Origin of the sequence: Pantoea sp. AG702 (assembly GCF_003182295.1) — a bacterium.
In the GTDB taxonomy this organism is placed as follows: domain Bacteria; phylum Pseudomonadota; class Gammaproteobacteria; order Enterobacterales; family Enterobacteriaceae; genus Pantoea; species Pantoea ananatis.
In genome coordinates, this window is the sequence record NZ_QGTU01000009.1 from 50,042 (window position 1) to 74,229 (window position 24,188).

Annotated in this window: 21 protein-coding genes; 10 read left to right on the plus strand and 11 right to left on the minus strand. The window is 55.0% G+C overall.

The genetic code is table 11. From position 1 onward, the window contains the following. The first annotated feature begins 5 nt into the window (after nucleotides 1-5). From kdpC to DFO57_RS19465, 3 genes are read left to right on the plus strand one after another with little or no spacing between them, the layout of a single operon-like run. Nucleotides 6-575 (plus strand): potassium-transporting ATPase subunit KdpC, encoded by a 570-nt coding sequence (gene kdpC, locus DFO57_RS19455; RefSeq protein ID WP_014594840.1) that lies wholly within the window; start codon nucleotides 6-8, stop codon nucleotides 573-575. 13 nt (nucleotides 576-588) lie between these two features. Further along, complete coding sequence (gene kdpD / locus DFO57_RS19460; RefSeq protein WP_013027624.1) at nucleotides 589-3,264, plus strand: two-component system sensor histidine kinase KdpD; 2,676 nt, start codon at nucleotides 589-591, stop codon at nucleotides 3,262-3,264. A gap of 54 nt (nucleotides 3,265-3,318) precedes the next feature. After that, nucleotides 3,319-3,822, plus strand: a complete 504-nt coding sequence (locus DFO57_RS19465) for a TIGR00645 family protein (RefSeq protein ID WP_014604798.1) — start codon at nucleotides 3,319-3,321, stop codon at nucleotides 3,820-3,822. Nucleotides 3,823-3,883: 61 nt separating this feature from the next. On the opposite strand, the gene DFO57_RS19470 is transcribed toward DFO57_RS19465, so the two are convergent. Continuing rightward, nucleotides 3,884-4,816 carry a LysR family transcriptional regulator gene (locus tag DFO57_RS19470; RefSeq protein WP_014594838.1) on the minus strand — a complete coding sequence of 311 codons (933 nt, stop codon included), beginning with the start codon at nucleotides 4,814-4,816 and terminating at the stop codon, nucleotides 3,884-3,886. Nucleotides 4,817-4,909: 93 nt separating this feature from the next. On the opposite strand from DFO57_RS19470, the gene DFO57_RS19475 reads away from it, so the two are divergent. The 4 genes from DFO57_RS19475 (at nucleotide 4,910) to DFO57_RS19490 (ending at nucleotide 8,998) form a co-directional block, all read left to right on the plus strand. Beyond that, entirely contained in the window at nucleotides 4,910-6,118 is a 1,209-nt protein-coding gene (locus DFO57_RS19475; RefSeq protein ID WP_014594837.1) for an MFS transporter, read from the plus strand. Nucleotides 6,119-6,179: 61 nt separating this feature from the next. Next, nucleotides 6,180-7,523, plus strand: coding sequence for a sodium:proton antiporter (locus tag DFO57_RS19480; protein WP_013027620.1), 1,344 nt, complete (start codon nucleotides 6,180-6,182; stop codon nucleotides 7,521-7,523). Nucleotides 7,524-7,553: 30 nt separating this feature from the next. After that, the gene (locus tag DFO57_RS19485; RefSeq protein WP_015699351.1) at nucleotides 7,554-7,892 is read left to right on the plus strand and encodes a hypothetical protein; all 339 of its coding nucleotides are present in this window, start codon (nucleotides 7,554-7,556) and stop codon (nucleotides 7,890-7,892) included. Between the two features lie 170 nt (nucleotides 7,893-8,062). Next, nucleotides 8,063-8,998 (plus strand): alpha/beta hydrolase, encoded by a 936-nt coding sequence (locus tag DFO57_RS19490; protein WP_013027618.1) that lies wholly within the window; start codon nucleotides 8,063-8,065, stop codon nucleotides 8,996-8,998. A 106-nt stretch (nucleotides 8,999-9,104) separates the two neighbouring features. Here DFO57_RS19490 and DFO57_RS19495 read toward each other — a convergent pair whose 3' ends face one another. The 7 genes from DFO57_RS19495 to DFO57_RS19525 form a co-directional block, all read right to left on the minus strand. Further along, a complete protein-coding gene (locus tag DFO57_RS19495; protein WP_013027617.1) occupies nucleotides 9,105-10,184 on the minus strand; it encodes a porin in 1,080 nt (359 codons plus the stop codon). 199 nt (nucleotides 10,185-10,383) lie between these two features. Beyond that, nucleotides 10,384-11,130, minus strand: a complete 747-nt coding sequence (locus DFO57_RS19500; protein WP_013027616.1) for a glycerophosphodiester phosphodiesterase family protein — start codon at nucleotides 11,128-11,130, stop codon at nucleotides 10,384-10,386. A 37-nt stretch (nucleotides 11,131-11,167) separates the two neighbouring features. Then, nucleotides 11,168-12,271, minus strand: coding sequence for an extracellular solute-binding protein (locus tag DFO57_RS19505; RefSeq protein WP_110015616.1), 1,104 nt, complete (start codon nucleotides 12,269-12,271; stop codon nucleotides 11,168-11,170). 31 nt (nucleotides 12,272-12,302) lie between these two features. Next, the gene (locus DFO57_RS19510; RefSeq protein ID WP_110015617.1) at nucleotides 12,303-13,139 is read right to left on the minus strand and encodes an ABC transporter permease; all 837 of its coding nucleotides are present in this window, start codon (nucleotides 13,137-13,139) and stop codon (nucleotides 12,303-12,305) included. Next, nucleotides 13,139-14,005 (minus strand): ABC transporter permease, encoded by an 867-nt coding sequence (locus tag DFO57_RS19515; protein ID WP_014594834.1) that lies wholly within the window; start codon nucleotides 14,003-14,005, stop codon nucleotides 13,139-13,141. The genes DFO57_RS19510 and DFO57_RS19515 overlap by 1 nt, the downstream gene beginning before the upstream one ends. Further along, the gene (locus DFO57_RS19520) at nucleotides 14,002-15,102 is read right to left on the minus strand and encodes an ABC transporter ATP-binding protein (protein ID WP_029569251.1); all 1,101 of its coding nucleotides are present in this window, start codon (nucleotides 15,100-15,102) and stop codon (nucleotides 14,002-14,004) included. The genes DFO57_RS19515 and DFO57_RS19520 overlap by 4 nt, the downstream gene beginning before the upstream one ends. A gap of 292 nt (nucleotides 15,103-15,394) precedes the next feature. Next, on the minus strand, nucleotides 15,395-16,168 hold the full coding sequence (locus DFO57_RS19525; protein WP_014604802.1) for an inositol monophosphatase family protein: 774 nt from the start codon (nucleotides 16,166-16,168) through the stop codon (nucleotides 15,395-15,397). Between the two features lie 299 nt (nucleotides 16,169-16,467). Here DFO57_RS19525 and DFO57_RS19530 point away from each other — a divergent pair, with 299 nt between their 5' ends. Further along, nucleotides 16,468-17,598 (plus strand): ROK family transcriptional regulator, encoded by a 1,131-nt coding sequence (locus DFO57_RS19530; RefSeq protein ID WP_014604803.1) that lies wholly within the window; start codon nucleotides 16,468-16,470, stop codon nucleotides 17,596-17,598. A 59-nt stretch (nucleotides 17,599-17,657) separates the two neighbouring features. On the opposite strand, the gene gorA is transcribed toward DFO57_RS19530, so the two are convergent. Then, nucleotides 17,658-19,010 (minus strand): glutathione-disulfide reductase, encoded by a 1,353-nt coding sequence (gorA, locus tag DFO57_RS19535; protein ID WP_022622539.1) that lies wholly within the window; start codon nucleotides 19,008-19,010, stop codon nucleotides 17,658-17,660. 124 nt (nucleotides 19,011-19,134) lie between these two features. On the opposite strand from gorA, the gene rnz reads away from it, so the two are divergent. Next, nucleotides 19,135-20,046: a ribonuclease Z gene (gene rnz, locus DFO57_RS19540; protein ID WP_078829313.1), complete on the plus strand. Its 912-nt coding sequence runs from the start codon at nucleotides 19,135-19,137 to the stop codon at nucleotides 20,044-20,046. Nucleotides 20,047-20,049: 3 nt separating this feature from the next. On the opposite strand, the gene DFO57_RS19545 is transcribed toward rnz, so the two are convergent. Both DFO57_RS19545 and DFO57_RS19550 read right to left on the minus strand, forming a co-directional pair. Then, a complete protein-coding gene (locus tag DFO57_RS19545) occupies nucleotides 20,050-20,865 on the minus strand; it encodes a CPBP family intramembrane glutamic endopeptidase (RefSeq protein ID WP_078829314.1) in 816 nt (271 codons plus the stop codon). A gap of 61 nt (nucleotides 20,866-20,926) precedes the next feature. Further along, complete coding sequence (locus DFO57_RS19550) at nucleotides 20,927-21,769, minus strand: 23S rRNA (adenine(2030)-N(6))-methyltransferase RlmJ (RefSeq protein ID WP_110015618.1); 843 nt, start codon at nucleotides 21,767-21,769, stop codon at nucleotides 20,927-20,929. A gap of 371 nt (nucleotides 21,770-22,140) precedes the next feature. Between DFO57_RS19550 and prlC the strand changes: the two genes are divergently transcribed. Beyond that, nucleotides 22,141-24,183: an oligopeptidase A gene (gene prlC, locus DFO57_RS19555; RefSeq protein ID WP_015699358.1), complete on the plus strand. Its 2,043-nt coding sequence runs from the start codon at nucleotides 22,141-22,143 to the stop codon at nucleotides 24,181-24,183. Nucleotides 24,184-24,188: the final 5 nt, after the last annotated feature.

The following is a 24,188-nucleotide window of genomic DNA, read 5'->3' on the forward strand; positions in this document are numbered from 1 at the left end:
TTAAAATGAGTCAGTTACGTCCGGCGATTTTCCTGCTTTTGCTGCTAACGGTTGTGTGCGGCGTCGTTTATCCTTTGCTTACCACGGGACTGTCGCAACTGCTGTTTCCCTGGCAGGCTAACGGGTCAGTATTGAATGTCGATGGCGAAGAACGGGGATCAGCGCTGATTGGTCAGAATTTTAGCCAGCCCGGTTATTTCTGGGGGCGTCCTTCTGCAACCGGTGATAAGCCTTATAATCCTCTGGCCTCCAGCGGCAGCAACCTGGCGGCCAGCAACCCGGCGCTGGATAAGGCTGTAGCCGAGCGCGTGGCGGCTTTGCGCACGGCGAATCCGCAGGCTAACGGGGCGGTACCGGTCGAGCTGGTTACCACCTCGGCCAGTGGACTGGACCCGGAGATTTCGCCTGAGGCTGCGCTGTGGCAGGCACCGCGTATCGCGGCGGCACGTCAGCTGCCGCTGGCGAAAGTGGATGCCCTGGTAGACAGCATGACGCAGCGCCCGCTGCTGCCCTTTATCGGCGAACCGACTGTCAATGTGCTGCAGCTTAATCTGGCGCTGAACGACCTCAAATAACTGTAAGGACGCTATGAACCACGAACCGCTGCGCCCCGATCCGGATGCGCTGCTGCAGACCAGCAGCGACAGCCATCGCGGCAAACTGAAAATCTATTTTGGCGCCTGTGCGGGCGTAGGAAAAACCTATGCCATGTTGCAGGAGGCGCAGCGGCTGCGTGCCCAGGGGCTGGATGTGCTGGTGGGCGTAGTGGAAACGCACGAACGTCCGGAAACAGCGCAGCTTCTTAACGGACTGGTGCTGTTGCCGCGCCGGGCGACGGGCCGTTCGCGGCATGCGGAGTTCGACCTTGATGCCGCGCTGGCACGCCATCCGGCAGTAATTTTGATGGATGAGCTGGCGCACACGAACGTGAAGGGCTCACGTCATCCCAAACGCTGGCAGGATATTGAGGAACTGCTGGAGGCGGGCATTGATGTCCTGACGACAGTGAATGTTCAGCATCTGGAAAGTCTGAATGATGTGGTCGGTGGCGTCACCGGCATTCAGGTGCGTGAAACCGTTCCCGATCCCTTTTTCGACGCTGCCGACGAAGTGGTACTGGTTGATCTCCCACCTGACGATCTCCGCCAGCGTCTGAAAGAGGGCAAGGTCTACATTGGCGATCGTGCCGAACGCGCCATCGAAAATTTCTTTCGTAAGGGCAACCTGTATGCCCTGCGTGAGCTGGCGCTGCGCCGCACTGCCGACCGGGTCGATGACCAGATGCGCGCCTGGCGCGACAGTCAGGGCCGCGATCGGGTCTGGCACACACGTGATGCCATTTTATTGTGTATTGGGGACGATACCGGCAGCGAAAAACTGGTGCGGACGGCGGCGCGGCTGGCCGCCAGGCTGGGCAGCGAATGGCATGCCGTTTACGTGGAAACGCCCCGGCTTAACCGGCTACCGGAAGCGCGGCGTCGGGCCATTTTACGCACGCTGAAGCTGGCGCAGGATATGGGGGCGGAGACGGCGACGCTGTCCGACCCTGATGAGGCGCAGGCGGTCCTGCGTTACGCGCGGGAACACAATCTGGGTAAGATTGTGACAGGCCGACGCCCGGCGCGCCGCTGGCGGCGTGACAGCTTTGCCGAGCGGCTGGGGCAGTTGGGTCCCGATCTGGATCTGTTGGTCGTGGCGCTCAATGAGCCTATCCAGGATGCGCCCCATCCGTTAGCCGAGGATCGGGTTAACAGCGACAAATGGCGGCTGCAGCTGCGCGGCGTACTGATGGCGCTGGTGCTGTGTATTGTGGTCACCGCCGCAGGGCAGTCGGTTCTGATCAGCTTCGATCCGGCCAACTGTGTGATGATCTATTTGCTGGCGGTGGTGATCGTCGCGTTGCGCTATGGACGATGGCCCTCCGTTATCGCCACCGTCATGAACATCATTGCCTTTGACCTGTTTTTCGTCGCACCTACCGGCACGGTCGCGGTCTCGGATTTGCAATACCTGGTGACCTTTGGGGTGATGCTGGCGGTCGGGGTTATTGTTGGCAACCTGACGGCCGGCGTTCGCTACCAGGCGCGGGTTGCCCGTTACCGGGAGCAGCGCACGCGGCAGCTTTACGAAATGGCCAAGTCGCTGGGAAGCGGCCTGACGCCTGAAGATATCGCCGCAACCAGCCAGCGGGTGCTGGAGGCGACCTTACAGGCGCGATGCCTGCTGCTGCTACCCGATGAGCAGGGCGAACTGCACACGCTGGGCAACGCGCTGCCGGGCAACGAACCGGATTGGGCTATCGCGAAATGGAGCTTCAGCAAGGGCCAGCCAGCAGGCGCAGGCACGGACACCTTACCGGCGGTGCCCTACCAGATTCTGCCGCTGAAAGTGGGCGATCTGTGTCGCGGATTGCTGGTGGTTGAACCGCAGAATGTGCGTCAGCTGATGGTGCCGGAACAGCAACGGCTGCTGGAAACCTTCACCGTGCTGATTGCCAATGCCCTGGAGCGGATGGCGCTGTCCCAGAGTGAGGCGGCTTCCCGGCTGTCAGCTGAACGTGAGCAGCTGCGTAATGCTTTGCTGTCGGCGCTCTCCCATGATTTACGTACCCCGCTGACGGTGCTGTTTGGTCAGGCAGAAATGCTGATGCTGGACCTGGCCAGCGATAACTCAAAGTATGTGCCCCAGGCCAGCCAGATTCGTGAACAAACCCTGAGTACCATTCGTCTGGTCAGCAACATGCTGGATATGGCGCGTATTCAGTCAGGCGGCCTGAATTTACGCGAAGAGTGGCTGGCGCTGGAAGAGGTGATTGGTGGCGCGCTCAGTAGCATGGCGCCGTCGCTCAAGGGAAGAGAGGTCGAACTCGATCTGCCTGAAGATATTGTCCTGATCAAAGGCGACAGTACGTTGCTGGAGCGGGTATTTACCAACCTGATTGAAAACAGCCTGAAGTACGCTGGCAACTGTGCGCCCCGCGGCATACGTGCCTGGTGTGAAAATACCCGGCTGGAAATCGCCATCTGGGACGGCGGGCCGGGCATCGCCCAAAACGACCTGACGCGGATTTTCGACAAATTTTCACGCGGTGATAAAGAATCGGCCGTACCGGGCGTTGGGCTGGGACTGGCGATTTGTAAAACGATTATCGAAAGCCACGGCGGTCAGATCTGGGCGGAAAATCGTGCTGAAGGCGGTGCCTGCTTTCGTCTCTCTTTACCACTTCCACCCGTTCCTGAAATTTCTCCTGAAGGCTTGAAATAACTTCACAGATGATCGGTTATAATGCGCGACCTTACTGATTATGATTGGGAAATTATGGAACGTTTTACCGAAAACCTGATGTATGCATCGCGCTGGTTGTTGGCTCCGGTTTACATTGGACTTTCGCTGGGACTGCTGGCGCTCACCGTCAAATTTTTCCAGGAAATTTTTCACCTGTTGCCCAACATTTTTAGCATTGCAGAAAACGATCTGATTTTGCTGCTGCTGTCGCTGGTGGATATGACGCTGGTGGGTGGGCTGCTGGTCATGGTTATGCTGTCAGGCTACGAAAACTTTGTGTCCAAACTCGACATTGACGAGGGCAAAGAGAAGCTGAGCTGGCTGGGCAAGATGGATTCCGGCTCGTTGAAAAATAAAGTCGCGGCCTCGATTGTGGCGATTTCCTCCATTCACCTGCTGCGGGTGTTTATGGATGCGCGCAATGTCGAAAACGACAAGCTGATGTGGTACGTCATCATCCACCTGACCTTTGTCCTGTCTGCCTTCGTGATGGGCTGGCTGGACAACATGTCGCGAGCGGAAAAGAAAAACGTCTGATCGACGGCAACCCCCTGGACGCCGTCCGGTGACACGGCTTCCCCGGTGGGGGAGGCCTTTTTCAGCCTGAAGCGGGCCGCGCGCCCGTCAGATGCGGAAATACCGCTTTGATCATGGCAAAGAAGGCGGTCAGCCTGGCGGGATAATAGCTCGCCCACGGATAGGTCAGCCAGACTGGCAACGGGGGAGCCTGCCATTCCGGCATAAGCTGAATCAGATTGCCCTGTGCCAGATCCTCCTGAATGACCCATGTCGACAGAATAGCGGTTCCCAGCCCCGCCAGCGCAGCTTTGCGCACGGCGAAGAGGCTGTCGCTGCTGAGCAGGGGAACGATAGGCAGATTCATCGGTTCCCCCTTGTCTTTATGTTGTAATGCGATCTCGTTACGGTAGAAACTCGTCAGCGCCAGCCACGGCAAATCGCCCAGTTGCGCCACCTGGTTAATCGGGGGATATTGCTGAAGCAGCGCGGGCGCAGCGACAACAATGCGCGGCACTTCGGCCAGCAGCACGGCTACAACAGAAGGGTCGGTCAGTGCCCCCACCTGAATCGCACAGTCCACGTTCTCGGCGACGAAGTCTGGCGTCCTGTCGTTCAGCATCCATTCAATGCGCAAACGCGGATAGCGGCGCATAAAGTTCACCAGCGGTGTGACCAGCTGATCCTGGCCAAAAGCGTGGGGCGCGCGCACCCGCAAAATGCCAACCGGATCGCTGCCGGCGCCGGTCAGTTCATCTTCCAGCGCGTGCCAGGTTGCCAGGAGCTGCCGGGCCTGTGCATAGCAACGCTCACCATCATCAGTCAGCTTTAGCGCATGGGTGGTGCGCAGAATCAGTTTCAGCCCCAGCCCCTGTTCAAGAGACTGCAACCGGCGACTGATTGTCGGTTGCGTAATACCCAGTTGCAACGCTGCGGCAGACAAACTGCCGCTTTCGACAATGCGAATAAAGGTGTGCATCAGTTCGATACGATCGCTGTTACTGAAATTGCTCATGCGTTCCACGTATAACCGTTTTGCTTTTTATTAGTCTACCGCGTATGTCAAAAACAGGCTTTACTTGCCACACTATTTTTTGAGGATGTAACCATGTCAGCGGTAAAAACTATGACTCCCCACTCAACTGAACGCCTGCCCGCCCCCCTGGTCTTTACGCTGGCTGCCGGCGCGGGCCTGAGCGTGGCCTCGATTTACTACAGTCAGCCGATGCTGGATATCATCGGTAAGCAGTTTCAGGTCAGTGTGAGCACCGTAGGCATGGTGCCGATGTTAACGCAGGCCGGGTATGCTTTAGGTATTCTGCTGCTGGCCCCGCTTGGCGATCGCCACGATCGCCGCACGATAATTTTGATCAAAGGGCTGCTGTTGGTGATGGCGCTGCTGCTGTGTGGGTTTTCCGGCGGCATCAGCGCGCTGCTCATCGCCAGCTTTGTCACCGGCCTGACGGCGACCGTGGCGCAGGATATTGTTCCGGCATCGGCGGCGCTGGCACCGGCGCACAGCCGGGGTAAAACCGTGGGTACGGTAATGACGGGATTACTGGTAGGCATTTTACTCTCCCGGGTCGTCAGCGGCGTGGTGGCAGAGTATTTTGGCTGGCGCACCATGTATATTATCGCGGCTCTGGCTGTGTTTCTGATTAGCCTGACGTTGTGGCGTGTGCTGCCGCGCTTTACGCCCGGCACGTCGGTAAGCTATCCCCGCCTGCTTTTATCGCTGGTTCACCTGTGGCGCGAACACCAGACCCTGCGGCGCGCGGCCCTGGCTCAGGGACTGCTTTCTGTCAGCTTCAGCGCCTTCTGGTCTACGCTGGCGATCATGCTCAGCGAACGTTTTCACTTTGACAGTGCCATCGCCGGTGCCTTTGGTCTGGCAGGGGCGGCGGGTGCACTGGCCGCGCCGCTGGCGGGTAACCTGGCCGATCGACTCGGCCCGGCACGCGTGACCCAGTTTGGTGCCGGCCTGGTCACGGCGGCCTTCGCCCTGATGTTTTTGCTGCCGCTGCTGTCGCTCCCCGGTCAGTTGGTCGTCATCGTTATCAGCACGCTTGGTTTCGACTTAGGCGTGCAGGCCACGCTGGTCGCCCATCAAACGCTGATTTATGGTCTGGTACCCGATGCACGTAGTCGTCTTAACGCCCTACTGTTTACCATCGTGTTTATCGGCATGGCCAGCGGTGCGGCGCTGGGCAGCCTGGCGCTTGCCCACTGGGGCTGGAATGGCGTTGTGGTGTTGTCCACGCTCGCCGCCGCTGCCAGCCTGATGGTGCGGCTCGCCAGTCGTCATCTCAAGGACTGATCCTTCCGCCCGTCAGCAAATGTGCCAGGCTTAGTCATAAACTCAATTAAAACGGTGCGTTATGAACTTTATTGCCTGGACAGCTGCGACGGGCTGTCTTCTGTTATTAATGTCACTGGCATCAGGGTGGATCCACCGTGGCCCAGTGACCTCTTTTGGTCTTTTCTTGTTAGCCGGGATCGCCTGTGGGCCGTGGATGTTTGATGTTATCGAGATTGATATCATTCGCCATGCGGAACTGGTGACGCACATTACCGAAATCACGATGGCTGCGTCACTGTTTATTACGGGGCTCAAATTACGCTTGCCGCTTAAAGCGAAAAGCTGGCGAGCCGGAGGCTTACTGGCCTTTCCGGCGATGTTGATGACGGTGGCGGCCATGACGCTGCTGTCTCATTGGCTGGTCGGGTTGTCCTGGCCCGTTGCACTGGCGTTTGGCGCAATTGTTGCGCCCACCGACCCGGTACTGGCTAGCCTGATTTCGGTGAGCGACGCGCAGGACGATGACGCCTTGCGCGTCGCCATTTCTAGCGAGGCGGGCATGAATGATGGTTCAGCGCTGCCGTTGCTGGTGCTGGCTTTGCTGCTGTTCAACGGCGAAAACCTCAGTGCAGGCATGCTGGCGCACTGGGCTGCTGTCGACGTCGTGTGGGCCATCGGCGGCGGTATCCTGCTGGGATTTGGCCTGGGCCGACTCGTTGGCTTACTGGCCACCCGGCTTCGCAATGCGCATGGGGATTGCGCCCCCAACGACTTTCTGGCGCTGGCGTTGATCGCGCTCAGCTACGCCCTGGCGGAATGGCTGGGTGCTTCAGGCTTTCTGGCCACCTTTGCCGCCGGTCTTGGGCTGCGCCGTGCTGAGCTGGGCGTCTTTAAGCGTTACCAGCCAGACGATATGTCGGACGACGATCGGTTACTGCCTGCAGAGGCATTGGTCAATCCCAACAAGCGCCTGCAGCAACGCAGCAGTGGCATGGTGAAATCCGTTGGTTTAGTAGTAGGCGACGCGCTTTCTTTTGGCGATACTATTGAACGTTTGCTGGCTGCCATCATGATGGTGGTACTGGGCGTAACCATGGCATACCACTGGAACATTCAGGGCATCTTCCTTGGACTGCTGCTGTTTATCGTGGTGCGCCCCCTGGCGGTATGGTTGGTTACCCTCGGGACGGGCATGCCGCTTCCTCAGCGGTTGCTGATTGGCTGGCTGGGTATCCGCGGTATTGGGAGCCTTAACTATATTGCGTTCGCCTGGGTCCATGGCATGGGGGGCGCAGAAGCAACGATAATGGCTGATATGGCGCTGACGCTGGTGGTGTGCAGTATCGTGGTTCACGGTATTTCGGTGACGCCGCTGCTCAACTGGCGCCAGGCCCGACTGGAGGCGAAACAACGCCAGTCATGAGAGTGAATTAACTGATAACGGGAGTAGATGATGAAGATATCTCAGATACTGTTGCTGAGCATGCTGGCGTCGGGCAGCGCGCTGGCGGAAGACAATAGTGAAGAAAGCGTGTATGCAAGCCAGCTGTGTCACATTGTCAGCAGTGAAAAAAGCGTTTCGACAGCCGACCAGTATGTGGAAAAAATGAAGGCCAGCGTGGCAGGATCGCAGTCCTCCTCTGCCGTCAGCAAGCCTGAATTTGATGAAGAGCTGGCCAATGAAGTGGCCAGCGCCTGGCTGCAGCTGGGTGATGAAGAACGCGCCAAACTCCGCACCAATACTCAACAGTGTGAACAAACGGTGATGACGCAGTTTCAGCAGGAAGATTAACCGCAGTTAATTCGCCAATAAACGCGCTAAAATGGCGCGTTTTTTAATGGATTTTCCCTACCGATTGCGTACATAATCGCCAGCGTCTTAACCAAATGTGCGATACATAATAAAAACGCAGCGGGCCAAAAGGGTCGGCTGACCTTTATGGCATTGATTTAACAGGCATCATGATTACGCGTCGACGCTTTATTTTCGGCACAGGAGCGCTTGCGCTTTCACTGGCTACCAGCAAACTGTTTGCCCGCGATGATATTATTCCTCTCTGGCCGGACGAACCGCCCGGCGGCGGTGGGCCGTCTGGAACATTGCGCGTGGACGCCTGGGGTTCATGGTCGAATATTGTCAGCCCGGCGATTCAACGCTTCAGGCCAGAAAATCCCAATGGCGAAGCGGTGCTGATTGCGGCCGGGGGAGGCTACCGGTGGATTGGTATGGGACGCGAAGCCTGGCCCGTCGCGCACTGGTTAAATGCTAACGGTTATACCGCCTATGTGCTCAGCTACCGCTTACCGCGCGAGAAATGGCAGGCTGGCAACCTCGCGCCCTTACAGGATGCACAGCGCGCGCTGCGCCTGATACGTTCGTTTGAACGAAAAGTGCATGTCCTGGGGTTTTCGGCTGGGGGGCATTTACTGGGCATGGCGGCGGCGCGCCCGGAATTTCAGTCATATCCGCCGGTGGACAGGCTGGATCAGGAAGTCCCTAAAGCCGACAGTGTTGGGCTGATTTACCCGGTGATTACGCTTGAAGCGCCCTATCAACATACCAACACGCACCTGATGATGGTGGGTAATGACGCCAGTCCGCAAGAAGAAGCCAGCTGGTCAGTACAAAACTATGTGACGAATCTCTATCCGCCCACGTTCCTGGCTCAGGCCGGAGACGATCACACCTCAAAACCCTTTAACACCCAGCTCATGCGTGACACCTGTCGCCGCAACCGCGTACCGGTGCAGCTGATTCAGCTGTCCAGCGGGGGGCATGGTTTTGGACTCGGCAAAGCGGGTACACCTGCCGCGCTGTGGGATCAGGCCTATGTTAAATGGCTGGAAAACCTCAGTCAGGGCGCATTGGCGGTCAGGCACGCTTCCGTTCTGTCCTGACTGACGCTTCCTGCGGCAGGCATAAAAAAAGCCGGCATTTGCCGGCCTCGCTAAATGAGCGATGATCAGGATTGAAGCAACACAGGACGAAGCAGCAACAGGCGGATCAGAATTGATAGGTCAGGCCCATACCGATACTGTTTTTCGTCGTAATGCCGGTGGCGCGCGTAAAATCGTTTTCCTTCAGTAAGTTAATGCGGTAGTCCACGTAGGTCAGCATGTTCTTGTTGAAGTAGTAATAGGTGCCCACCGCAATATATTTCTGCATCGTCTGGCTGCCCCCGGCAAAATTCCCAGCGCCCTGCAGGTTTTCGCCACGCTGCGTGACAAAACCGACAGAAGGGCGCAAACCGTTCAGGAACTGGTACTGTGCAATCGCCTCAAAGTTATGGGTTTTGTCGGCGACCTGTGCCAGCTGTCCATAAGGCGTAACGTCATTGGCTTCGCCATACATGGCGGCCAGATAGATCTGGTTGGCGTCATATTTTGCAGAGGTTACCCAGGCGGTGGCATCGTCTCCCTGACCGTCAGCTTGCTGAGTCAGTGTCCGTTTTGCTTTCATCCCTGCCGCCGCAATGCTCAGCCCATCGGTAATGCTGTAAGTCAGGCCAGCACCGTAACCATCTCCGTTAGCCAGTTTGGCGGTTGAGCGGTCATTTTTCCCTTGATACTGCAGGGTTAACTTTAACCCGCCCCAGTCCGGAGAGTGCCAGGTCGCGAGGCCGGTTGAGCGTTTTGACAGGAAGTTATCGTTGGTGGTCATGGTGCCGGAACCGTAGATCGGTGCCATATCCGTATAGGCAGAGGCAACATACAGTACCCCAAAGCTACGGCCATAATCGAACGAGCCGAAGTCGGCGAGTTTCAGACCGGCAAACCCTAAACGTGTGGCATTACCCGTTTGCGCATCGCTACCGCCTTCACTGTGATTCAGCTGGAAATTATATTCCCATTGACCATAACCGGTAAGCTTATCATTAATTTGCGTCTCACCTTTAAAACCCAGGCGTGCATAAGAGTTGTCGCCATCTTCTGCAATATTATCTGAGAAAACATGGCGCGCATCGACTTTACCGTACAGGTCGAGCTTATTTCCACTTTTATTATAAATCTCGGCGGAGCATGCAGAAAATGAGACCAGAAAACACATTGCATACGGCGCGACTGTTTTTATTTTATTGTGCATATCATCTACCCTTATCAGTTAACTAAAGCATGAGGATGTTACCGCTCAGGGCGGTATTTATTTCAATATCACTTTCGTCTTATTTAATGCCTAAATAATAAAATGGGTATAGCGGCCATAAAGTTTATGGCCATTTTTTATAATGGCTTTCCCTGGTGTTATTGCATTCAGGCAGAGAACATCCTGATGAACTTTTTATTCAAAATGCCAAGTCGGGTATATCGCTTAATACCGTTTGTGCGCCCGCATCAATATATTTTCGGGCAAGCACCGGGTCATTGATTGTGGCAATCGCGAATTCAATACCTGAACGGGCCAGGCGCGTCAGGTCTTCGTCCGTTGCGAAGTCACCCAGGAAATGCAGGATCTGGCAACCTGTTCTGGCGAGGAGCGCCGCCGGGTCTTTTGGCGGGACGCAAACCGCCAGCCCACGCGGTACGTCAGGCATCAGCCTGGCGGCAACCTGCAGCGAAATCTCAGAGAAGCTACTGATAAATAACTTCTTCTCGCTCGCTGGCCACAGCGACTTCAACTGAGCGATCGCAATCTCCGCCGTTTCCACTTCCTGCCCGGAGGTGGGTTTGATTTCCAGTTGCAGCCCGACGCCTTTATCCAGTACAAAGCCCACAGTTTCAGCCAGCGTAGGCACTTTCACGCCTTTAAAGAGGTGGCCGTAACACACGCCAGCCTCCAGCGACCGGATCTCATCCAGGGTTAAATTTGCCACATAGCCTTTGCCATTCGTTGTCCGGTCGACGGAATCGTCATGAATAATGACCGGGTGCATATCTTTGGTGAGTTTGACATCCACCTCTATCCACGTCGCTCCGCGTTCAACCGCCGCCTGAAACGAAGGCAGCGTGTTTTCCGGTGCCAGCAGCGGTGCTCCCCGATGGGCAATCAGGCGGGCGTTCACTACGCGTGCAGGGTGTTTTTTGGTCGACATTCTTGGCTTTACCTTCTGTTAGGGTTTTATCGCAGGTCTACTTAAGCAAAACCTGGTTAGAGAATTCGGTCCTGACTTCATCACCCAGCGGTTTAGGCATGAACTGAGTGCCATGAACGCGCTCTTTGCTATTGATCAGCCCGGCATCACGATTCACTTCTTTGTTTTGAGGCGTAATGCCATAAACCTGCTGGAACAGCCGTTGGGTGGTAGGCAGGGTCAACCAGTGGATAAACAGCAACGCTGCCGCTTTGTGGGGCGCGTTTTTAGGTATCGCCACCATATTTCCGCCGCCGGGCATGCCGAAATCGGGGATATACAGCCGGATAGTTTTCGGGACTTCACCGTGGTTTTCTAATCCCACCAGGTAATCTTCCCAGGCGGGGACCAGCAGGAACTCACCGCTGACCAGTCGGGTGACGCTGTCGGCGTTGGAGGCCGTAATGATGTAGTTGGGGCGCTGCTGTTTGAACCAGTTCCAGGCGGGCTGCAGAGCCGTCAGGCTTTTTACATCTGCGTCGCCTTTGGTGAAATCAAAACCCGGTACCAGCGTGCGCGTCACCGATTCAATAAAGGCCGGGCCGGAACCGCCGTTTTCAACGTTGAAGCCAAATTCCTGAGGATGACTTTGCAGGAAGGACGTAATCTGCGGCAGGGTTCGTGGCAACTCACTTTCTTTCAGGCGGCGCGAATCGTAGGCCAGACCGGTCTGGTTGCCCCAAAATGCCACGCCATAGCCTTGACTGTCCGTTCCCTCAATGGTGTAGTTCAGGGTTTTGCCTTCCGGCAGCAGTGTATTAAGCGGGCCAAAAAACGTTTGCTGAGGCGATACGGTACCGAATGCGCCCCCGCCAATCGAAAACACATCAATATCGCCCGTTTCCCGTCCCCGGTCAGCCATGAGTTTATTAATGTTGCCCTGTAATGTGCCTTCAGACAGGGTAACGTTAATACCGTACTGTTTTTCAAACAGGCTGACCTGCTCTTTTAAACGGTCCTGGTAATACCATTGATACCAGGTTAATTTCCCTTCTTTTTTCGCCTGTTCGACAATCTGTTCCCAGTTCATCGAGGTTAAATCCTGAGCCTGGCTACAGAAAGCCCCGGCCAGCAATAATATTGCAGCAACGAGTCTGAACATATTTTTCCCCAATAACGCGTGTTAAAGACTGTCATCCTTTTCCTGCAAAGGAGGCGACAGGATTTTTTGTCAGTAATTTTTCTGCAATCAACATCAACATGACATTTGGCACAACCAGCATTAAAGAAATAACCGCCGCATTGGGTCGAATAAAGTTATAACCCAGATAAGAATACAGAATGGTAGGGACGGTAATAAAATCGGGTGAGCCAACAATGAAACTTATGGCGAACTCTTCTATTGATAACGTAAAGACAATAATTAATGCGGCAAATATTCCCGGTCTGATGGTGGGCAGGCAGGCCACTAAAAAACGGTTGATCACCGAAGCGCCCATATCTCGTGCTGCATCGAGCGTGTCCTGGCGTATCTGCGAAAATGACAGGGTCAGAATGCGCACGGCATAAGGCATCAAGATAATAATATGCCCCAGCAAAATGCCACCAAACCGGCTGTGAATGCCCGCCACGTTGAGCAACATGGAAAAAAACAGCGCGACGACAAAGCCCGGAACGATAAGCGGCAGTAAGATCGCATTCTGTAAAAGGTGTTTGCCCGTAAACGACATTCTGCCAAACGCCCACGCGGCAGGCAGAGACAACATCAGCGTGCAGACGGAGACGGTTGCCGCCAGTAAATAGCTGTTCCTGAGCGCCTGGGGTAACGCGGTCGTGGTCCATACCTCCACCCAGCGTCCCAGTGAGAGAACCGGCGGCAGGGCATCTGGCCATGCCCACGGATGGGTTTTATCGACCAGTGACCACAGGACGGTCAACATAAAGGGAATAACCAGCCACAGCATAAACAGGGCGATGATAAGGATCATCATGACGATTCGCAGCGGGGATAACGTCTCTCTGGCTTTCATTATCTCTGTTCTCCGGCTTGTTGTAGCCACTTCGCCAGGGTGGCAAGCACCACTGCACCGATAAAAGCCGCCAGCATCAAAATTACCGCGACAACGGCCGCAAGATTCCAGCCCTGCGCGCTGATTTCAGGGAAACGCAGCATGTATTGCGAAAGAGAGAACACGCTGGTTGGCCCCGCAACGACCTGAAATGAAAAGTCACCCAAGGCGCCGATGAAGATCAGCACCAGCGATACCTGAACGGACTTGATAGATAAGGGCAGGATGATCTGTAACAACCGGGCAGTCTTGCCGGCGCCTAAATCCCGCGCGGCATTAAAAATTTCGTCACCAATCGCGCGCAGGCTGCCGGTAATGATAAGCAGCGCATAGGGAAGCTGTTTCCAGACCTGCAAAATAATCACGCCAATTCCCCAGCGGTCATTCTGCATTCTGATGGGGTGCGAGATGATCCCCAGCTTGAGCAAGCCCAGGTTAATAAAGCCCTGCCAGGAAATCAGGTTGATAAACAGCAGCGCAGCCACCAGTCCGTGTACCATCAGCGGGGCTTTGAGTAAGCCGCCCATCAGCATCGAGCCGGGAAACGGCTTTCTCAGCCACAGTGCCAGCGGAAGCGCCAGGGCAACGGACAGCACCGCACTGAGCACGCCGATTCTGAGCGAATAACCTGTCGCGCGCCACAGCTGGCTGTCATTCAGAATGGTTTGCCAGTACTGAAGCGTGAAGTGCGCCGGTGCGCCAAAATTAAACAGGCCAACGGATTGCGCCAACGCCATGATCACAATCAGCACCAGAGTGATGATGACCGGCGCGACCGCAGGCAGGACCAGCAACCAACAGAGCCTGTTCCGGTTGCGCGTTTTCATGAATAGCTTTCCCGTAAAAAGCGGATCTTGTCTGGCGCAATAGAGAAATTAACGTTGTCACCTTCGCGGATGTGGTTTTTACCGACCAACTGGATACACCACTGATATTCCGTTTCTTCATGGCCCAGCGGATGAACCTGGAGTTCAGAAAGGTTGCCCAGAAAACTCACCGCACCGATCTCGAAGGCCAGCGTGTTTTTCCCGGCACTGTGTTCGCTGAGTAAGGCATCCTCAGGGCGCCAGAAGGTATAGACCTTGTCCGAGACGGGCGGCACATGGCTATGGATCTCCATTTCGCCCAGTGCGCACGCAATGCGATAAATACCGGTGCTGCTGTCGCTATTCACTACGCGGGCTTTCATGACGTTAGCCTGACCGACGAAACCGGCGACAAAGCGGTTTACCGGGGAATAATAGATCTCATCCGGCGTACCGGTTTGCTCAATTTTTCCGGCATTCATGACCACTACAATGTCGGACATCGACAAGGCTTCTGCACGGTCGTGGGTAACATAAATGGCGGTAAACCCATGGGAGCGCTGAAGCTGTCTGATCTCCAGTCGTACCTTGTCGCGTAATTTGGCATCCAGATTTGACAGCGGCTCATCAAACAACACGATTTCCGGACGCACGGCCAGCGCTCTGGCAAGCGCCACGCGCTGCTGCTGACCGCCGGATAACTGTGCTGGCAGTTTAGGCAAATGCGCATTCAGCGATACCTGAGCGGCGGTCTGCGCGACGCGATCGTGAATGTCCGTTTTCGCCATCTTCATTTGCTTGAGGCCAAACCCGATATTTTCAGCAACGGAAAGGTGAGGAAAAAGCGCATAGGACTGAAAGCACATCGCCGTGTCGCGATGTTCAGGTTTTACATGATGCATGTCCTGCTGGTGGATCAGTACTTCGCCACTATCAAGACTGTAAAAGCCGGCAATAACTTTAAGCAGCGTGGTTTTGCCACAGCCAGATGGGCCAAGCAGGGAAACAAATTGTCCTTTTTTGGCCTGCAGTGAAATGCCGTTCAGCGCGACAAAATCGTCGAACGTCAGCATGGCATTGTGTATTTCTAGCGTGTTCACGTTGGGCTGCTCCGTCATATAATGCCAGGGACTTCTTAATTAATGCGAGACGCATAATAATTTGCTGTAGTGAATTTAAGCAATTTCAGACAGGTTAAGAATTTATTAATTTTTTAAAACCTATATATAACAGTTAAATGAAGGGTTACTTTGAAATCGTACGTTTAACGCGCTAACTATTTTAATGCGTTGTGATTAATATTTGAGGCGAAGAACAAGGTCGTTGTATCAGCAAGCGCACAGAGGGCAGGACAGCGTGGGAACGCTGTCCTGAAATGCAGTGATGAGGTAAGCCGGGGGCAATGCGTGGTCAGGCGGGAGTAAAACGAGGGTGAGGGATAAACTGGGCGGAAAGGCGGTTCATTTCAGCCGTACCGACACTAACATGTGTACTGCTTTTTTCCTGTGTGCCGGCAAGATGCGCATCCAGTCCGGCCGCTTTACAGAGTGCATAACCCGCAGAAACGTCCCACATGCTGCTAAAACATTCCTGATAACCGTCAACGTAACCCAGCACGCTAAAGGTTAAGCCTACGGTGGCACAGCGATAGCGCACCACATTCCAGCCGTCGTCCCGATAGGCCTTTTCAATACAGAGCTGATGGGTGAAATCCCATGATGGACTGTCGCCAATCGCCACGGTTTTCAGCGCCTCGGTGACCACTGGCCGTTCAAAGGGTTCACCATTCAGATAAACCCCTGTCTCTTTGCCGCCGCTCACCATGAGGTTTAATACCGGATGGACGATCACGCCCATAACCGGCTCGCCATTGTGCACATAGCCAACAGAAATCCCCCACAATGACGAGCCGCGCAGGAAGTTACTCGTACCATCGATAGGATCAACAGACCAGTAGCTGGCGCTGAGCTCACCGCCATGCTCTTCCCCAACAACAGAATCCTGTGGGAAATGGTGTTCCAGGCGCTGCCGAATCAGATTTTCCACTTCCCGATCGGCTTCACTGAAGACATCCTGCGGCCTTTTTTCGCAGATCGCTAATTCACTCAGCTGTCTGAAATAGTCAAGAGCCAAAAGTGAAGCCTCTTGTGCGATGCGTTCAGCAACCTTTAAGCGCGTTTCCATTGTTTACCTGATGTATAAGAAGAAGCATGTGAATGAAGACAGAACCCTACGCAAATGAAAGTGCCCATCCGGACATAAGGCTCGCTTTTAATATAATGCTCATTGCATGATATTAGAGTGTCTCTCCGTTATGTTTCACTATTATGATGCTTTTATGATCGGGAAAAACCGGGCCGGAGAAGCTGAAAAGCAGCACATTTTATTAAAACGTAAAGGCAGGGGCCTTTACTATTCGTCCTGCATAAAAGCATGCTAGGGTATTAACAGAACCCATTATTAAATACGGTGAGGACAACGCTGTGGTTCATGGATATTCCGCTGGTCATGAAGTCGAACTTAATCGCAGTGAAAAACTCATTCTTGAGCTTGTCCGCCGCAACGATGGCATTTCCCGCTCCTCGCTGGTTTCGCAAACCATTCTGAATCAGTCATCTGTTCACCGCATTGTTGATACGCTGACCGAAAACGGCTTTCTCAGCCTGGGGGAATCACCGTCCCAGGGAAGAGGCAAGCCCAGCCCATCGTTATCACTGAATGCGAATGCGCGTTATGGTTACGGCATCTCTATTAACTCAGACAGCGTTGCCGCCAGCCTGATTAATTTCCGGGGCGGTATTACAGAATACTGCGTACTGGATACGCATCCGCGCGATCCTGCCCGTACCTTACTCAATATCAAACATCACTATCTGGATACCTTGAAACAATACGGTATTTCGCCGGACAAAGTCTGTGGTGTGGGATACAGCATGGCGGGCTTTCTTTATGAATCACGAAAGTATTTCAATCCGCCTGAACCTTTAAAAAACTGGATGGGCATCGATCTGCGCCGTGAAATTACCATGTTATTTGATCGACCAGTATGGATTGAAAATAACGCCACAACGGCGGCGCACGCTGAAGCCTTTTTAGGCGCCGGGCTGAAATACGATACCTTTGGCTATCTCTCTTTTAATTATGGTTTTGGCGGTGGCATCGTGATTAACGGTAAACCGTTCCAGGGTGCGTTTGGAAATGCGGGGGAGATCAGCCGTATTTTTACGCCGGAAGAGGGCAAGCTGCGCCCGGCCCTGGGGATCTTGATCGATCGCTTACGTAACGGTGGTATTGAAATTAAAGATATTCGCGATCTCAATCATAAATTCGATCCGGCCTGGCCGATTGCGCAACAGTGGGTAGAAGACGTCACGCCAAACCTGCATCGGGCAATGGATGCCATGAATGCGGTGATCGATCCCGGAGCCATCATATTAGGGGGCGAGATTCCCCGTAAGCTGGGCGAAATGTTTTTAGCCATGCCGCGCATCAGTTCGGGTAAACGCTGGAATATTTCTGCGGAATATCCGGATATTCTGCTGAGCGAGATCGAAGGGGACAGTTCGGCGCTGGGGGCGGCGTTGACGCCGCTGCGGGAGACCTATTTTAATTGAGGCTGCTGCCCGCAGACCACAGGGTCAGCGGGCAGCGCTACGTTATGCGCGTAAGCGGATTAACGCATCGTCACAAACTCTTCTGCCGCCGTCGGGTGAATCGCCACGGTGTTATCAAAGTCTTTCTTGGTCGCGCCCATTTTCAACGCCACCGCAAAGCCCTGCAGCATCTCGTCCATTCCGCCGCCGATGCCGTGAATACCCACAATCTTCTCCTCCGGGCCGACGCAGACTAACTTCATGCGGCACGGCTGGCGATGTTGGGTCACCGCGGTATACATTGCGGTAAAGGACGATTTGTAGACTTTTACCTGGTCATTACCGTACTGCTCGCGCGCCTGCGGTTCCGTCAGGCCCACGGTGCCGATCGGCGGATGGCTGAACACCACGGTAGGAATATTGCTGTAATCCAGGTGCTCATCGGGTTTGTTATTAAACAGCCGCTCAGACAGGCGACGACCTGCCGCCACCGCTACCGGCGTCAGCTCAACGGCGCCGGTATTATCACCAACGGCATAAACGCCTGGCACGTTGGTATTCTGGAATTTATCGACCTTGATATAGCCTTTTTCATCCAGCGCAACGCCCGCCGCCTCGATATTCAGGCTGTCGGTTTCCGGCACCCGGCCAATCGCCCAGACCAGGCAATCCACGGTGTATTCACTGCCGTTTTCCAACTGCAGCGTCAGGCTACCATCGGCATTTTTCACGACGGCTTTTGGTGTCGCCTCGGTATGCAGCGTTGGGCCTTCCGCATTCATGACCTCAACCAGCGTATCGGTAATCAGCGGATCAAAGCTGCGCAGCGGGGCATGTTTACGGACGAATAAATGGGTTTCCGAGCCCAGCGCATTGACCACGCCTGCCAGCTCAACCGCGATATAACCGGCACCGATCACCGCGGTCCGTTTTGGCAGCGCATCCAGTTCAAAGAAGCCGTCTGAATCAATTCCGTATTCCGCTCCGGGGATAGAGGGATGGCTCGGACGTCCCCCGGTGGCGATCAAAATATGGTCGGCCGTAATGGTTTCGCCATTGACTTCAACGGTATGCGCATCAATAAAACGGGCAAAGCCGGTGATGACATCGACCTTATTTTTCCCCAGAACATTGTCGTATGATTGGTGAATACGGTCGATGTAGGCGCTGCGGTTTTTGACCAGCGTGCCCCAGTCGAAGCGGTTTACCGTAGTATCAAAACCATAATCAGGCCCGTAAAGATGAATGGCCTCGGCGATTTGCGCGGCATGCCACATGACTTTTTTCGGCACACAGCCTACGTTGACGCAGGTTCCGCCCAGCGCTTTGGCTTCTATCAAGGCACACTTCTGGCCATAGCTTGCTGCACGGTTAATCGAAGCAATACCGCCGCTGCCGCCGCCGATGGCGAGATAGTCATAATGTCGGGTCATTGAAGTATCATCCGGTTACATGGAAATTGATATAGAGTGTAACGCCGCAGGGCACGGTGTCGCAAAAATTGCGCCTATGATTGTAACAGGCCATATTTTTCCACTACTTACAGAGAAGCATAGCATGCACCTGACTTTTCTTGGCACGGGCGGTGGCGCGCCCAGTTTGCAGCGTAACGTCACCGCCATTGCCTTCACCCGGGCAAGCAGTGGCGACACCTGGCTGTTTGACTGTGGTGAAGGCACTCAGCTTCAGTTTATGCGATCCGATCTTAAACCCGGCAAGCTCGATAAAATCTTTATTACCCATTTGCACGGTGACCATATTTTTGGCCTGCCGGGCCTGCTCACCAGCCGTTCAATGGCCGGGCTGACCACGCCGATGACGGTTTACGGCCCAAAAGGACTGAAAGCCTTTGTCGATAGCGCACTTTCCCTGTCCAGCTCGTACACCGACTATCCGCTTGAGGTGATCGAGATTGCGGCGGGCGAGGTGCTGGATGATGGCGAGTTTCGTGTCACGGCCAGGCCGATGAATCACACTATTGACTGCTTTGGCTATCGTATTGAACAGCGAGACAAGCCCGGCTTTCTGGATGCCGCACGTCTCAAAGCGGAAGGTGTGCCCCGTGGCCCTTGGTATCAACAGCTGAAGCAGGGAGAACGTATTACGCTGGAAGATGGACGCACCATTGATGGCGCGGCGTATTTGGGGCCGTCCACTAAAGGAAAAACCCTGGCGATTTTTGGCGATACGGCGCCCACCGAGGTGGCGTTACAGCTGGCGGCCAATGTGGATGTGATGGTGCACGAAACCACGCTGGAGGATGCGCTGGCGGAAAAAGCCAACGGGCGCGGTCACTCAACTACCGTGCAGGCCGCTACAGTAGCAAAGCAGGCCGGTGCAAAACGGATGATCGCCACGCATTTTAGCTCACGCTATCTCGCCAGAGACATGACGCGTTTGCTGGCAGAGTGCCAGGCCATTTTCCCCGAAACCGAGATGGCGTATGACCTGGCCGTCTTTACGCTGTAACGACTAATGCATCAGTGCCGGGTAGGTAAACAACAACAGATGAACCATGTTGAGTGCAAAATGGCAGGCTGTTGCCAGCCAGAGCCGGCCGCTCCAGTGCCAGACCAGGCCATAAATTAGCCCGGCTAGTCCGGCAAATATCATCAGCAGTACGCCGCCGGACGCATGCGCCAGGCCAAACAGCAAGGCGGTGGCCACCAGGGCGATTGTGCCGCCCCATTTCTGGCGCAGCCGCTGCTGTAGATAGCCACGAAAAAATGCTTCTTCTGCCAGCGAGACAAAAAACAGGTTGGCCAGTGCGAACGCGCCCAGCCAGTCAGGCAGGTGTGGCTCAAACGCCAGGCCACCCAGCCCTACCGCGCTGACTAACAGCAGCGGAATCGCCGCCACGGGTACCACCCATAACAGAGGCGTGCGCGGTGGGTGCGCCTCGGCTTTGAACAGCGTCGGCATACAGGCCAGCAATAGGAAGGGGATCAGGGCTTTGTCAAAATTAAACGAAAAAGAGAAGGGCAGGCTGCGTGCGCCTACCTGAACGGCATCGATTTGAGGCGGATTGTTAAAGCCGGGAATAAGATGCAGCAGCAGCGCAGCGGCCATCACGACCAGGAGCACCTCGCTTATGCCCTGCCACACGCGACTGCGGCGATCGTAAATACGAAACGCGACCAGCGCTGCCACCGCAGCAAAAACGAGGGTAACGGGCCAGTCCAGCACGTTCTGGTACACACCCAGAGCCGTTGCCAGTGCCAGCAGTAACAGAGAGAGGCGTTTCGCCGGTTGCAGAGCCGCCAGGGCGCCTGCCAGAATAATCCACATAAAAATGACCTGCGATATCACGCCGCCGTAACTGAACCGGCGACGCTAAACGGGAAAGGCGTTATTCAGGAACGATCTGGTTTACGCTGAAATGACCTGTACCTGCCGGTACCAGTTTCTGGTGTAACCACGGCAGCAGCGTATTCATCTGATCGGCCAGCTTCCAGGGGGGATTGATCACAATCATGCCGGAGGCGGTCATCCCGCGCTGATCGCTGTCAGGACGCACGGCCAGTTCAATTTGCAGGATATTTCGAATGCCGGTCGCCTGCAGATCGCGCAGCATATGCTTGATTTGCTGACGCATGACAACCGGATACCACAGGGCATAAACGCCGGTGCCAAAGCGCTTGTGGCCTTCCTGAATGCCTTTGACGACCGCCTGGTAATCACTCTTCATTTCATAAGGTGGATCGATCAGCACCAGCCCACGGCGTGAAAGCGGGGGCAGCTTTGATTTTAACTGCTGATAGCCATCGGCCTTTTCGACGCGCGCGCGGCTGTCTTTACTGAACTCAGTGCGCAGCATGGGAAAATCGCTGGAATGCAGCTCGGTCAGTTGAATCTTATCTTCCGGGCGGAGCAAGTGGCGGGCGATCAGTGGGGAGCCTGGATAGTAACGCAGCGTTCCACTGCGGTTCAGGGCATGAATCGCATCAAAATAGGGTTGCAGCAGTGCGGGCGCATCCGGCTGCTGCCAGATGCGTCCAATGCCTTCCAGATATTCGCCGGTACGCTCTGCATGCTCGCCGCTCAGTAGATAACGTCCTGCGCCTGCATGTGTATCAAGATAGAAAAACGGTTTTTCTTTCTCTTTCAGGGCGGTGATGATGAGGCTTTGTACGGTGTGCTTAAGCACATCGGCATGGTTGCCGGCGTGAAAACTGTGGCGATAACTCAGCATAAAAAAGGGGATTTCCGCGGTTGAAGCTAAAAATAGTGATATTGGCCCGATTATACCGACTGACGGGAATAATTGCTGGCATTTCGCGCATCCGTCGCCCGTGAAGCCGGTTTTCCCTGTTCAGACCGCTTTACACTTTGCATAGCAATCTGCCACAGGCTGTTAACCTCCGTTACGTATTCAGCGACAGGAAAGTGATAGCCTGTTTTGGCGTCAGCTATGATTGATCTCATTGTCAGAAGGATCACTATTCGCACCATTGTTGAAATCACCGCCGGTCGCGCCATTGATTTTCGTGATATCCGACCGCATGTTAATTAAATTGCGTCGCGCGAGCCGTCGCGCCCCACACATTGTTAAAGGACTGCGCTATGACCAATCCGTTACTCACCTCGTTCACACTTCCCCCATTTTCAGCGATTAAGCCTGAACATGTGGTGCCCGCCGTAACCGACGTTTTGAATGAATGCCGCGCAATGGTGGAAAAAGTGGTGGCGCAAGGCGCACCTTACACCTGGGATAACCTGGTTCAGCCGCTGGCAGAAACCGATGACCGCCTGAGCCGTATCTTTTCACCGGTCAGCCATCTGAACTCGGTTAAAAACAGTCCGGAACTGCGCGAAGCCTATGAACAAACGCTGCCGCTGCTGTCTGAGTACAGCACCTGGGTGGGCCAACACGAAGGGCTTTATCAGGCCTACCGCGATCTGAAAGAAGGCAGTCATTATGCTTCGCTGGATCAGGCAAAGCAGAAAGCGGTCGATAACGCACTGCGTGATTTTGAGCTTTCCGGTATCGGTCTGGAAAAAGACAAGCAGCAGCGTTACGGCGAAATTGCCGCGCGTCTTTCCGAGCTGGGTTCGGCCTACAGTAACAACGTGCTTGATGCCACAATGGGCTGGAGCAAGCTGATTACGGACGAAAGCGAGCTGGCGGGCATGCCGGAAAGCGCGCTGGCCGCAGCGAAAGCCCAGGCGGAAGCCAAAGGGCAGGAAGGCTGGTTACTGACGCTGGATATCCCCAGCTATCTGCCGGTCATGACCTATTGCGATAATGCCGCGCTGCGCGAAGAGATGTACCGCGCCTATTCGACCCGCGCCTCCGATCAAGGCCCTAACGCGGGTAAATGGGATAACGGTCCGATTATGGCGGAAGAGCTGGCGCTGCGGCACGAGCTGGCGCAGCTGCTGGGCTTCGACTCCTTCGCGGATAAATCCCTGGCCACCAAGATGGCACAGAGCCCGGCACAGGTGATCGATTTCCTGAACGATCTGGCCGATCGCGCCCGTCCACAGGGTGAGAAAGAGCTGGCGCAGCTGCGCGCTTTTGCGCAGAAAGCGTTCGGCGTAGAAACCATGAACCCATGGGATCTCAGCTACTACGGCGAAAAGCAGAAGCAGCATCTTTATACCATCAGCGATGAACAGCTGCGCCCTTACTTCCCGGAGTCGCGTGCAGTGTCCGGCCTGTTTGAAGTGGTGAAGCGCATTTACGGTATTACCGCGAAAGAGCGCACTGACGTCGATGTTTACCATCCGGATGTCCGCTTCTTTGATCTGTTCGATGAAAGCGGCGAGCTGCGCGGCAGTTTCTATCTCGATCTCTATGCTCGCGAACACAAACGCGGCGGCGCATGGATGGACGACTGCGTGGGCCAAATGCGTAAAGCGGACGGGAGCCTGCAAAAACCGGTGGCTTACCTGACCTGTAACTTTAACCGTCCGGTAAGCGGCAAGCCTGCGCTGTTTACGCATGACGAAGTGATTACCCTGTTCCACGAGTTCGGTCACGGCCTGCACCATATGCTGACGCGCATTGAGGCGGCGGGCGTGTCCGGCATTAATGGCGTGCCATGGGACGCCGTGGAACTGCCTAGCCAGTTCATGGAGAACTGGTGCTGGGAGCCGGAAGCACTGGCGTTTATTTCGGGGCACTACGAAACCGGTGAGCCACTGCCTAAAGAACTGTTGGATAAAATGCTGGCGGCGAAAAACTACCAGGCGGCGCTGTTTATCCTGCGCCAGCTGGAGTTCGGCCTGTTCGACTTCCGCCTGCATACCGAATTCAATCCGGAAAAAGGTGCACAGATTCTCGAAACCCTGCGCGAAGTGAAAAGCAAAGTCGCCGTGGTCCCCAGCCCGGAGTGGGGACGTTTCCCTCATGCCTTCAGCCATATCTTTGCGGGTGGCTATGCAGCGGGCTATTACAGCTATCTGTGGGCCGATGTGCTGGCAGCAGATGCCTATTCGCGCTTTGAAGAAGAGGGGATTTTCAACCGGGATACCGGGCAGTCCTTCCTCGACAATATTCTGACGCGCGGCGGGTCAGAAGAACCGATGGAGCTGTTTAAACGCTTCCGCGGCCGTGAACCACAGCTGGATGCCATGCTGGAACACTACGGTATTCAGGGATAAGCCGT

Bases quoted from the DNA above. Each gene is read 5' to 3' on its own strand.
- kdpC (WP_014594840.1), top strand. From the start codon at position 6: ATGAGTCAGTTACGTCCGGCGATTTTCCTGCTTTTGCTGCTAACGGTT.
- kdpD (WP_013027624.1), top strand. From the start codon at position 589: ATGAACCACGAACCGCTGCGCCCCGATCCGGATGCGCTGCTGCAGACC.
- DFO57_RS19465 (WP_014604798.1), top strand. From the start codon at position 3,319: ATGGAACGTTTTACCGAAAACCTGATGTATGCATCGCGCTGGTTGTTG.
- DFO57_RS19470 (WP_014594838.1), bottom strand. From the start codon at position 4,816: ATGAGCAATTTCAGTAACAGCGATCGTATCGAACTGATGCACACCTTT.
- DFO57_RS19475 (WP_014594837.1), top strand. From the start codon at position 4,910: ATGTCAGCGGTAAAAACTATGACTCCCCACTCAACTGAACGCCTGCCC.
- DFO57_RS19480 (WP_013027620.1), top strand. From the start codon at position 6,180: ATGAACTTTATTGCCTGGACAGCTGCGACGGGCTGTCTTCTGTTATTA.
- DFO57_RS19485 (WP_015699351.1), top strand. From the start codon at position 7,554: ATGAAGATATCTCAGATACTGTTGCTGAGCATGCTGGCGTCGGGCAGC.
- DFO57_RS19490 (WP_013027618.1), top strand. From the start codon at position 8,063: ATGATTACGCGTCGACGCTTTATTTTCGGCACAGGAGCGCTTGCGCTT.
- DFO57_RS19495 (WP_013027617.1), bottom strand. From the start codon at position 10,184: ATGCACAATAAAATAAAAACAGTCGCGCCGTATGCAATGTGTTTTCTG.
- DFO57_RS19500 (WP_013027616.1), bottom strand. From the start codon at position 11,130: ATGTCGACCAAAAAACACCCTGCACGCGTAGTGAACGCCCGCCTGATT.
- DFO57_RS19505 (WP_110015616.1), bottom strand. From the start codon at position 12,271: ATGTTCAGACTCGTTGCTGCAATATTATTGCTGGCCGGGGCTTTCTGT.
- DFO57_RS19510 (WP_110015617.1), bottom strand. From the start codon at position 13,139: ATGAAAGCCAGAGAGACGTTATCCCCGCTGCGAATCGTCATGATGATC.
- DFO57_RS19515 (WP_014594834.1), bottom strand. From the start codon at position 14,005: ATGAAAACGCGCAACCGGAACAGGCTCTGTTGGTTGCTGGTCCTGCCT.
- DFO57_RS19520 (WP_029569251.1), bottom strand. From the start codon at position 15,102: ATGACGGAGCAGCCCAACGTGAACACGCTAGAAATACACAATGCCATG.
- DFO57_RS19525 (WP_014604802.1), bottom strand. From the start codon at position 16,168: ATGGAAACGCGCTTAAAGGTTGCTGAACGCATCGCACAAGAGGCTTCA.
- gorA (WP_022622539.1), bottom strand. From the start codon at position 19,010: ATGACCCGACATTATGACTATCTCGCCATCGGCGGCGGCAGCGGCGGT.
- rnz (WP_078829313.1), top strand. From the start codon at position 19,135: ATGCACCTGACTTTTCTTGGCACGGGCGGTGGCGCGCCCAGTTTGCAG.
- DFO57_RS19545 (WP_078829314.1), bottom strand. From the start codon at position 20,865: ATGTGGATTATTCTGGCAGGCGCCCTGGCGGCTCTGCAACCGGCGAAA.
- DFO57_RS19550 (WP_110015618.1), bottom strand. From the start codon at position 21,769: ATGCTGAGTTATCGCCACAGTTTTCACGCCGGCAACCATGCCGATGTG.
- prlC (WP_015699358.1), top strand. From the start codon at position 22,141: ATGACCAATCCGTTACTCACCTCGTTCACACTTCCCCCATTTTCAGCG.